4 protein-coding genes and 1 tRNA gene are annotated in these 10,481 nt (G+C 70.5%); 1 reads left to right on the top strand and 4 read right to left on the bottom strand.

Translation table 11 applies throughout. The features are described 5' to 3' along the window. Nucleotides 1-32: 32 nt before the first annotated feature. A complete protein-coding gene (locus ACFV57_RS22745) occupies nucleotides 33-692 on the bottom strand; it encodes a two-component system response regulator (RefSeq protein ID WP_385235167.1) in 660 nt (219 codons plus the stop codon). Between the two features lie 253 nt (nucleotides 693-945). Then, nucleotides 946-6,459 (bottom strand): HAMP domain-containing protein, encoded by a 5,514-nt coding sequence (locus tag ACFV57_RS22750; protein WP_385235170.1) that lies wholly within the window; start codon nucleotides 6,457-6,459, stop codon nucleotides 946-948. Between the two features lie 258 nt (nucleotides 6,460-6,717). Here ACFV57_RS22750 and ACFV57_RS22755 point away from each other — a divergent pair, with 258 nt between their 5' ends. Next, nucleotides 6,718-9,390, top strand: a complete 2,673-nt coding sequence (locus ACFV57_RS22755) for a SpoIIE family protein phosphatase (RefSeq protein WP_385235173.1) — start codon at nucleotides 6,718-6,720, stop codon at nucleotides 9,388-9,390. 74 nt (nucleotides 9,391-9,464) lie between these two features. On the opposite strand, the gene ACFV57_RS22760 is transcribed toward ACFV57_RS22755, so the two are convergent. Continuing rightward, a tRNA-Thr gene (locus tag ACFV57_RS22760) sits at nucleotides 9,465-9,540 on the bottom strand. A 98-nt stretch (nucleotides 9,541-9,638) separates the two neighbouring features. Continuing rightward, nucleotides 9,639-10,325: a DegT/DnrJ/EryC1/StrS family aminotransferase gene (locus tag ACFV57_RS22765; protein ID WP_385235176.1), complete on the bottom strand. Its 687-nt coding sequence runs from the start codon at nucleotides 10,323-10,325 to the stop codon at nucleotides 9,639-9,641. Nucleotides 10,326-10,481 lie beyond the last annotated feature (156 nt).

The raw sequence follows: 10,481 nt of genomic DNA on the forward strand, positions 1-10,481 counted from the left end.
GGGGCGGCCGACGGCGCCGCGGAAGGCGCGCCTCAGGACGCCCCGTCGCCCGTACCGGGTTCCAAGGCGTCCAAGGCCCGCCGCAGCCCGGTGAGCTTGCGCTCCAGGTGCGCCGCGGTCGCGATGGCCGCCGCGTCCGCCGACTCGTCCAGCTGCTTGGACAGCGCCTCGGCCTGCTCCTCCACGGCCGCGAGCCGGGCGGACAGCTCGGCGAGCAGCCCCGCCGGCTCCCTGGCCTCGTCCGCCGCGGCACGGCCGCTCTCCAGCTGGAGCCGCAGCAGCGTCGCCTGCTCCCGCAGTTGACAGTTCTTCATGTACAGCTCGACGAAGACCGAGACCTTGGCGCGCAGCACCCACGGGTCGAAGGGCTTGGAGATGTAGTCGACCGCGCCCGCCGCGTACCCACGGAAGGTGTGGTGCGGGCCGTGGTTGATGGCGGTGAGGAAGATGATCGGGATGTCGCGGGTGCGCTCGCGCCGCTTGATGTGCGCGGCCGTCTCGAACCCGTCCATCCCCGGCATCTGCACATCGAGCAGGATCACCGCGAAATCGTCGGTGAGCAGTGCCTTGAGCGCTTCCTCCCCGGACGATGCCCGCACCAGTGTCTGATCGAGCGCGGAGAGGATCGCCTCCAGCGCCAGCAGATTCTCCGGCCGGTCATCGACCAGGAGGATCTTGGCCTTCTGCACCATGGCCCGTCCTCCTCGCCCCGGCATTGAACCGGACGCCGCCCCAGGGGACGGCTCCGTCATGCCGCCCGTCCTTGTGCCGGTCATCGTAGCCGCACCCCGCCTGTCGCCACACCCTGTCACCGCGATGTCACTGTGCACGTAGCACAAACGCAGCGAGAGACCAGAAGGTTCCCCGAATACCGCTCTCCCACACGTGGTCGGCCACACTGAGTCAACATGCGGGGAACCTTACGAGCCTCATTTGACGATCGTGTCACCGCGCGCGCATCCATTGCTCCATCACCGTCAGCAGATGGTCGGTGTCCACCGGCTTGGTCACGTAGTCCGACGCCCCGGACTCGATGCTCTTCTCCCGGTCGCCCTTCATCGCCTTCGCGGTCAGCGCGATGATCGGCAGCCCGGCGAACTGCGGCATCCGCCGGATCGCGGCCGTGGTCGCGTAGCCGTCCATCTCCGGCATCATGATGTCCATCAGGACGAGCACCACGTCGTCGTGCTGTTCCAGAACCTCGATGCCCTCCCGGCCGTTCTCCGCGTACAGCACGGACAGCCCGTTCTGCTCCAGCACGCTGGTGAGTGCGAACACGTTACGGATGTCGTCGTCGACGATCAGCACCTTCTCGCCGTGGAAGCCGCCGTCGAAGCCGGACGAGACCAGGTCCTGCCCGTTGCCGAGCCACGGCTCCTCGACGGGCGCCTGCGCGGGCGCCTCGATCTGCCGCGGCGCCGCCGGCGGGGTGGGCACGGCGGGCAGCTCGGGCTGCGGGGCCTCGGCCACGGCCGGACGCCGGCGCCGCCGGTTGGGGCCCGGCCCGCTGCCCCGGGACTGCGCGACACCGGTCTGCGCGGCCTCCTCCGCGGCCGCCCGCCCGATCTCCGCGTCCCGCGCCTCGGCGTCCATCGCGAGGCCGCCCGCGACCAGCTGCGGATAGCCCTGCGGCGGCAGCCCGCCCGGGTTGTGCGGCAGGTAGAGCGTGAAGGTCGAGCCGCGGCCCAGCTCACTGGCGGCGTAGATCTCGCCGCCGAGCAGCCGCGCGATCTCCCGGCTGATGGACAGGCCCAGGCCCGTACCGCCGTACTTGCGGCTGGTCGTGCCGTCCGCCTGCTTGAACGCCTCGAAGATCACCCGCATCTTGCTGGACGCGATGCCGATGCCGGTGTCGGTCACCGAGAACGCGATCATGTCGGCGTCCGGCTCGCGCAGCGCGCCGTGCTCCAGCAGGTGCTCGCGGATGTCCACCGGCACATCGTCCCCGGCCGGCCGGATGACCAGCTCGACGGCGCCGCTGTCGGTGAACTTCACCGCGTTGGCCAGCAGGTTGCGCAGCACCTGGAGCAGCCGCTGCTCGTCGGTGTGCAGCGTCGCGGGCAGCTCCGGGGAGACCCGTACGGAGAAGTCGAGCCCCTTCTCCGCGGTCAGCGGCCGGAACGTGGCCTCGACGTAGTCGACGAGCTGGACCAGCGCGATCCGCGTCGGGCTGACGTCCATCTTGCCGGCCTCGACCTTCGACAGGTCCAGGATGTCGTTGATCAGCTGGAGCAGGTCGGAGCCGGCGCCGTGAATGGTCTCGGAGAATTCCACCTGCTTCGGAGAGAGGTTCCCCTCCGCGTTGTCGGCGAGCAACTTGGCGAGAATCAGCAGCGAGTTCAGCGGCGTCCGCAGCTCGTGCGACATGTTCGCCAGGAATTCGGACTTGTAGCGCATGGAGACGGCGAGCTGTTCCGCACGCTCCTCCAGAACCTGCCGCGCCTCCTCGATCTCGGTGTTCTTCACCTCGATGTCGCGGTTCTGCGCGCGCAGTTGCTCGGCCTTTTCCTCCAGCTCGGAGTTGGACAGCTCCAGCGCCTTCTGGCGGCTCTCCAACTCGCCCGAACGCTCCTTGAGTTGTTCGGTCAGCTCCTGCGACTGCTTGAGCAGCACCTCGGTCTTGGTGTTGACGGAGATGGTGTTGACGCTGGTCGCGATCATCTCCGCGATCTGGCTGAGGAAGTCCTTCTGGATCTGGGTGAACGGCTGGAAGGACGCCAGTTCGATCACGCCGAGCACCTTGTCCTCGAAGAGCACCGGCAGCACGATCACGTTCGCCGGCGGGGCCTCGCCCAGCCCGGAGGCGATCTTCAGATAGCCGGAGGGCACGTTCTCCACCAGGATCGTGCGCTTCTCCTCGGCCGCCGTGCCGATCAGGGTCTCCCCCGGCCGGAACGTCGTCGGCATGGCGCCCATCGAATAGCCGTACGAGCCCATCAGGCGCAGCTCGTAGACGCCCGGCGCGCCGCCGTCCGACCCGATCTCCCGGCTGTCGCCGGGCTGCGCGGCCAGGAAGAACGCGCCGTGCTGCGCCGAGACCGCCGGGGACAGCTCGCTCATGATGAGCGTCGCCACGTCCTTGAGGTCGCGGCGGCCCTGCATCAGGCCGGAGATCCGGGCCAGGTTGCCCTTGAGCCAGTCCTGCTCCTCGTTGGCGAGGGTGGTCTCGCGGAGCGTGGCGATCATCGTGTTGACGTTGTCCTGGAGCTCCAGGATCTCGCCGGCCGCGTCCACGTCGATCCGTACGTTGTGATCGCCCAGGGTCACCGCCGCGGCGACGGCGGCGATCGCGCGCACCTGGCGGGTCAGGTTGCCCGCCATCTCGTTGACCGACTCCGTCAGGTCCTTCCACGTACCGGCCACGCCACGCACCTGCGCCTGGCCGCCGAGCTGCCCGTCCGTACCCACCTCACGGGCCACCCGGGTGACCTGCTCGGCGAAGGAGGAGAGCTGGTCGACCATCGTGTTGATGGTCGTCTTCAGCGCCAGGATCTCGCCCCGCGCGTCGATGTCGATCTTCTTGGTCAGATCGCCCTTGGCGATGGCCGTGGTGACCATGGCGATGTTGCGGACCTGGCCGGTCAGGTTGTTGGCCATCGAGTTCACCGACTCGGTCAGGTCCTTCCACGTACCGGCGACGCCGGGTACGCGGGCCTGGCCGCCCAGGATGCCGTCGGTGCCCACCTCGCGGGCCACCCGGGTGACCTCGTCGGCGAACGACGACAGCGTCGTGACCATCGTGTTGACCGTGTCGGCGAGCTGCGCGACCTCGCCGCGCGCCTCGACCGTGACCTTCTTGGTCAGGTCGCCGTTGGCGACCGCCGCCGAGACCTGGGAGATGTTGCGCACCTGGATGGTCAGGTTGTTGGCCATCAGGTTGACGTTGTCGCTGAGGTCCTTCCAGATGCCGGTGACGCCCGGGACCCGGGCCTGGCCGCCCAGCTGGCCCTCCGTACCGACCTCACGGGCGACGCGCGTCACCTGCTCGGCGAACAGCGACAGCTGGTCGACCATCGTGTTCACGGTCGTGACCAGTTCGAGGATCTCGCCCTTGGCGTCGACGGTGATCTTCTTCGACAGGTCGCCGCGCGCCACCGCGGTGGTCACCTCGCCGATGCTGCGCACCTGGGACGTCAGGTTGTTCGCCATGAAGTTGACGGACTGGGTGAGGTCCTTCCACGTACCGCTGACGCCCTGCACCTCGGCCTGCCCGCCGAGGATGCCCTCGGTGCCCACCTCGCGCGCCACCCGGGTCACCTGGTCGGCGAACGAGCCGAGCTGGTCGACCATCGTGTTCAGGGTGTTCTTCAGCTCCAGGATCTCGCCCCGGGCATCCACGTCGATCTTCTGCGACAGGTCGCCCCGCGCCACCGCCGTCGCGACCTGCGCGATGTTGCGGACCTGGGCGGTCAGGTTGCCCGCCATGCCGTTCACCGAGTCGGTCAGGTCGCGCCAGACGCCCGCGACGCCCGGCACCTGCGCCTGGCCGCCGAGCCTGCCGTCCGTACCGACCTCGCGGGCCACTCTGGTGACCTGCTCCGCGAAGGCCGAGAGCTGGTCGACCATCGTGTTGATGGTGTTCTTCAGCTCCAGGATCTCGCCCCGCGCGTCCACGTCGATCTTCTGCGACAGGTCGCCGCGCGCCACCGCCGTCGTCACCTGGGCGATCTGCCGCACCTGGGACGTCAGGTTGCCCGCCATGAAGTTGACGGAGTCGGTCAGTTCCTTCCACGTACCGCTGACGCCGTCCACCCGGGCCTGACCGCCGAGGCGGCCCTCCGTGCCGACGTCCCGCGCCATCCGGGTGACCTGGTCGGCGAACGACGACAGCTGGTCGACCATCGTGTTCACGGTGTTCTTCAGCTGGAGCATCTCGCCGGAGACGTCGACGGTCACCTTCTGGGACAGGTCGCCGTTGGCGACCGCCGTCGTCACCTGCGCGATGTTGCGCACCTGGCCGGTCAGGTTGCGGAACGCGGTGTTGACGGAGTCCGTGAGGTCCTTCCACGTCCCCGCAGCGCCGGGCACCGCGGCCTGGCCGCCCAGCTCGCCCTCGACGCCGATCTCCCGCGCGACGCGCGTCACCTCGGCACCGAACGAGGACAGCTGGTCCACCATCGTGTTCACGGTGTTCTTCAGTTCGAGCATCTCGCCCGCGACGTCCACGGTGACCTTCTGCGACAGGTCACCGTTGGCGACCGCCGTCGTCACCTGCGCGATGTCGCGCACCTGGCCCGTCAGGTTGCGGAAGGCGTTGTTCACCGAGTCGGTGAGGTCCTTCCACGTCCCGGCGGCGCCCGGCACCTGCGCCTGCCCGCCGAGCTGGCCCTCGGCGCCGACCTCGTTGGCGACCCGGGTGACCTCGTCCGCGAACGTGCGCAGCGTCTCGGTCATCGTGTTGATCGTGTCGGCGAGCTGCGCGACCTCGCCGCGCGCGCTGACCGTGACCTTCTGCGACAGGTCGCCGTTGGCCACCGCCGTGGTCACCTGGGCGATGCCGCGCACCTGCGCGGTGAGGTTGCCGGCCATCAGGTTCACGGAGTCCGTGAGGTCCTTCCAGACCCCCGCGACGCCCGGGACCTGCGCCTGGCCGCCCAGCTCGCCCTCCGTACCGACCTCGCGCGCCACGCGGGTCACCTCGGAGGCGAAGGAGGAGAGCTGGTCCACCATCGTGTTGACGGTGTTCTTCAGCTCCAGCATCTCGCCGGCGACATGCACGGTCACCTTGCGTGACAGGTCGCCCTTGGCGACGGCGGTGGTGACGAGCGCGATGTCGCGCACCTGCGCCGTCAGCCGGGACGCCATCGTGTTGACCGACTCGGTCAGATCCTTCCAGGACCCGGACATGCCGCGCACCCGCGCCTGCCCGCCGAGCTTGCCCTCCGTACCGACCTCGCTGGCGACCCGCGTCACCTCGTCGGTGAAGGCCGACAGCTGGTCCACCAGCCCGTTGACCGTACGGCCCACCTTCAGGAACTCGCCGCGCAGCGGATGCGCCGAGGTCCCGTCCGTACCGCGCGAGCGCAGGTCCATCCGCTGTTCGAGGTCGCCCTCGGACACCGCGGAGAGCACCCGGCCCACCTCGGACACCGGCCGTACGAGGTCGTCGACCAGCGCGTTCGAGGCATCGATGGCCGCGGCCCAGGAGCCCTCGCAGGCGCCGGCCTCCAGCCGTTCCGTGAGTTTTCCCTCACGGCCGACGACCCGGCGCACCCGCGCCAGCTCTCCCGTCAGGTGCAGATTGCGGTCCGCCACCTCGTTGTAAACAGCGGCGATCTCCGACATGGCTCCGTCGCCGGAGACCGTCAGCCGCTTCCGGAAATTCCCGTCCCGCATCGAGACGAGAGCAGCCAGCAGCCGGTTCAGCGCAGCCGTATCCACCTCAGTCGTCCCGTTGCTCCGGGAACGTCCGCCTTTCGCGCGCGTGCTCGTGCCCCGCGCCGCTGCGCCAGACTCCACCGTGTCCCTCCCGCAGGGTCGACCGTTCTAACCGGGCCTTCTCTTTGAGCTTGCCCAGTGTTTCACCATGGCCCAACCAGGCCATAACAGTTCGGCAGCATCGCATACCGTCCCGAGCACGATCGGGGCGCAATCAGACGTGACCGGCATCCGCACGCGCGGCGAAGGTAAGTAACCTGGCATCCGGCTGTCCACCCGCCCTGGCCGTCCAGCACGGGCAGTGGGCGAGCACACCAGGCATTCGTAAGGGGCGCCGCCATGGTGGGAGAGCAGATCACCGACACACGCATGAGGAGACCAGTGATCACCGCGCGGGCCGCTGCCACGTTCGAGCCGGTCGGCCGCTCGGTCGCCACCGCCCGCGCCTTTGTGCGGGACACCCTCCAGGGCTGGGGCTACGGCGACATCGTCGACGACGCCGTCGTCCTGACCAGCGAACTGGTCACCAACGCCGTCGTCCACGCGGGCACCGCCGCCGACGTACTGTGCCTGCGCACGGACGGCGGAGTGCGCATCGAGGTCGCCGACCGCTATCCGGAGCGGGAGATCCCCCTTCAGAACACCGGGCGCGCGTTCGCCCATCCGGACCGCGAGGGCGGCCGCGGGCTGCTCCTGTGCGGCGCGCTGGCCAGCCGCTGGGGCGTGGAGTACACCGCCTCGCAAAAGCACGTCTGGTTCCAGCTCGATCTGCCCGAGCGCCCGGCCGGCACCCGTTCGGCGGGCCCCGCACTGCCCGTGGACGCCCTGCCGGTCGCCGACAGCCGCGTCCGCGTCGCCGTCGTCCAGATCGACCGCGGCGGCTGCATCAGCTTCTGGAACGAGGACGCGCGCGACCTCTTCGCCTACGACCCCGAGCAGGTCGCCGGCAAGCCCCTCACCGACTTCGCCGCCTGGCCGCACACCCCCGGCACGGGCACCGGCATCGCCGAGGCACTGCTGCTCTCCCGCTGGGAGGGCTCGTACGGCATACGGGGCGCCGACGGCCGGGTCGTCCCGGTGTACGCCTCCCACCTGCGCGTCCGCGACGCCGACGGTGAGCCGTACACGGTCTGCCTCCTGGTGCGCGAACACGAGCGCGCCGTCCTGCAGAGCCCGCTGCGCACCCCGGCCTCCGACACGGCCGCCCAGCCGCCCGAGGGCCGCGGCCCCGCCGACCCGTTCGAGGTCTTCATCGGCTCACCGGCCCCCGACGACCTGGACGGCCTGCTCCAGCGCACGGTCGAACGCGCCCGCGACATGCTCGACGGCGACGCCGCGTACCTCCTGCTGGCCACCGACGACGAGACCGAACTGGAGGTACGGGCCTCCACCGGCCTGCCCTCGGCCCGCCAGCGCTTCGCCCGGGTCCCGGTCGAGGCGGGCTCCGGCCGGTACGGCTCCGCCCGCATGCCGGCCGTCCACGAGGACCTGACCGCCGTACCGGGCGCCGTCCCCCTGCTGTCCGGCACGGGCATGCGCTCGGTCGTCACGGTCCCCCTGAAGGTCGAGGGCCGGCTGACCGGCTCCCTGGGCGTCGCCGCCGAGGCCCCCGGCCGCTACACGAACGAGGAGGCCCTGCGCCTCCAGTTCGCCGCCGACCGCATCGCACTGGCCGTCGAGCGCGCCCGGCTGACCGAGCTGGAACGGCTGCGCCGCGGCTCCCTCTCCTTCCTCGTCGAGGCCTCCGACCTGCTCGCCGGCACCCTCGACCGGGACCAGACACTGGCCCTGATGGCCCAGATGACGGTGCCCACCCTCGCCACCTGGTGCGCCGTCTACACCGTCGCCGACCAGGCGTCCGAGCCCGAGCTGTCCTACGTGCTGCACGAGGACGAGGACCGCATCGACGGCCTCAAGTCGCTCCTGATGAAGGTCGACCCGCCGGAGCCGGTGACCACGCCCGGCGCCCGCCTGTGGAACGCGCCGACCGACGCCGCCCACGACGCGGCCCTGCGCACCTCCCTGCGCAGCCTCGGCCTGGGCAATTCGGCCCGCCCCTCCAAGGGCCCCGGCGCGACCCTCGCGACCGCCTCGGCGGTGGGCGGCGAGACCGTCGTACTGCCCCTGGTCGCCCGCAACCGCGTCATCGGGATGCTCACCCTCGGCAAGCCCAGCGAGGAGCACTTCCGTCAGGAGATCCTGGAGCTGGCCGAGGACCTCTCCCGGCGGGCCGCCCTGGCCCTGGACAACGCGCGCCTGTATTCGGAGCGCACGGCCATCAGCCAGTCCCTCCAGCGCAGCCTGCTGCCGCCGGAACTGCCCGAGGTGCCGGGCGTCGAGGTCGAGGTCATCTACCGGGCGGCCGGCGAGGGCAACGAGGTCGGCGGTGACTTCTACGACCTCTTCCCCATCCGCGACGGCGCGTACGGCTTCGCCATCGGCGATGTCTGCGGTACGGGCCCGGAGGCCGCCGCGGTCACCGGTCTGGCCCGGCACGCGCTGCGCCTGCTCGCCCGCGAGGGCTTCGGCGGCCCCGCCGTCCTGGAGCGTCTGAACGCCGCGATCCTCGACGAGGGCGCCCGCAGCCGCTTCCTGACCCTGCTGTACGGCGAGCTGTGGCCGCAGCGCGACGGCAGCGCCGTCCTGAAGGTCGTCTGTGCGGGCCATCCGCTGCCGCTGCGCCTGCGCCAGGACGGCTCGGTCGAGCCTGCCGCGGAGCCGCAGCCCCTGCTGGGCGTCATGGACGACCTGGAACTGTACGAGCAGACCGTCACGCTCGACCCGGGCGACGTCCTGCTGTGCGTCACCGACGGCGTCACGGAGCGCCGCGAGGGCACCCGGATGCTGGGCGACGACGGCCTCACGGACGTACTGACGACGTGTACAGGTCTGACCGCCGGCGCGGTGGCCGCCCGCATCCTGCGCGCGGTGGAGCGCTTCGCCGCCGAACCGGCGTCCGACGACATGGCCATCCTCGCCATGCGTGTCCCCGAGGTCCCGCTCGACGCGTGACCCGGGGGCCCGCCGGGCCCCGCCCTTTCGGACATACGAAAAGGCCCCCGCCGGATGGCGGGGGCCTTTCTCGCTGGAGCCCCAATACGGAATCGAACCGTAGACCTTCTCCTTACCATGGAGACGCTCTGCCGACTGAGCTATTGGGGCGCGGCAACGGAAAGAACTTTACCCGAACCGGCCCGATAAACCGAATCGCGTACCGCTCACTCCGATGAGCCCATCCCACTCCGCCGCAAAAGGGATTTTCAGAACGCCGGTTGCAGCAGTCCGCCGAGCGCGTTGCAGGCCCCGGCCATCCGCTGCAGCTCGCGCCGCGACAGCTCGGGGCGTACCGGCAGCGCCAGCGTCTCGTCCGCGGCGCGCTCGGTCTGCGGCAGGTAGACGTCCCGCCGCAGCCCCGGGAGCCGGTACACGGGCGCCTGTACGGGGACGCGGCAGGCGACGCCCCGCGAGCGCAGCGCCCGCGCGAAGGCGTCCCGGTCCGGCCGCCCGTTGCCCGGCACCCGCACGACGTACTGCTCGTAGGTGTGGCCGGCGGCGGCCGGCGGCGTCACCACGCCGGTCAGCCGTCCGTCCAGATAGGCGGCGCGGCCCCGCCGTCGCCGCACGTCCTCCTGGTCAGCCGGCGCGGCGCCGGGCTCGTCGGCGGCGACCACCAGCAGGCCGTGCCGCTGCCCTGTCTCGCGTATCCATCCCATGTCCGCCGGCCGCCCGAAGCGGTGTACGGCGACGACGGCCGCCGTCCGTGGCGTGACCGCGTCGGCCACCGCGGCCGGGTCGAGGCAGAGACTTTCCGCGTCGACGTCGGCGAAGACCGGCAGCGCGCCCAGTGCCACGACTGCCTCGGCGACCTCGGGGTTGCCGTACGCCGGCACCACCACCTCGTCGCCTTCGCGGACACCGGCCGACCTGAGCGTTCCCACAGTCCCCATGTCGCGGATACTGACCACATAAAGTGAACATAAAGTAACGCGACGGACTGCAACGTGAGAACAAAAAAGCTCCGGTTCCCGAACCAGAAGGTTCGGGAACCGGAGCTGAAAAATTGTTCGGCGGCGTCCTACTCTCCCACAGGGTCCCCCCTGCAG

It is taken from the genome of Streptomyces sp. NPDC059788, from assembly GCF_042732265.1.
Taxonomy (GTDB): Bacteria; Actinomycetota; Actinomycetes; order Streptomycetales; family Streptomycetaceae; genus Streptomyces.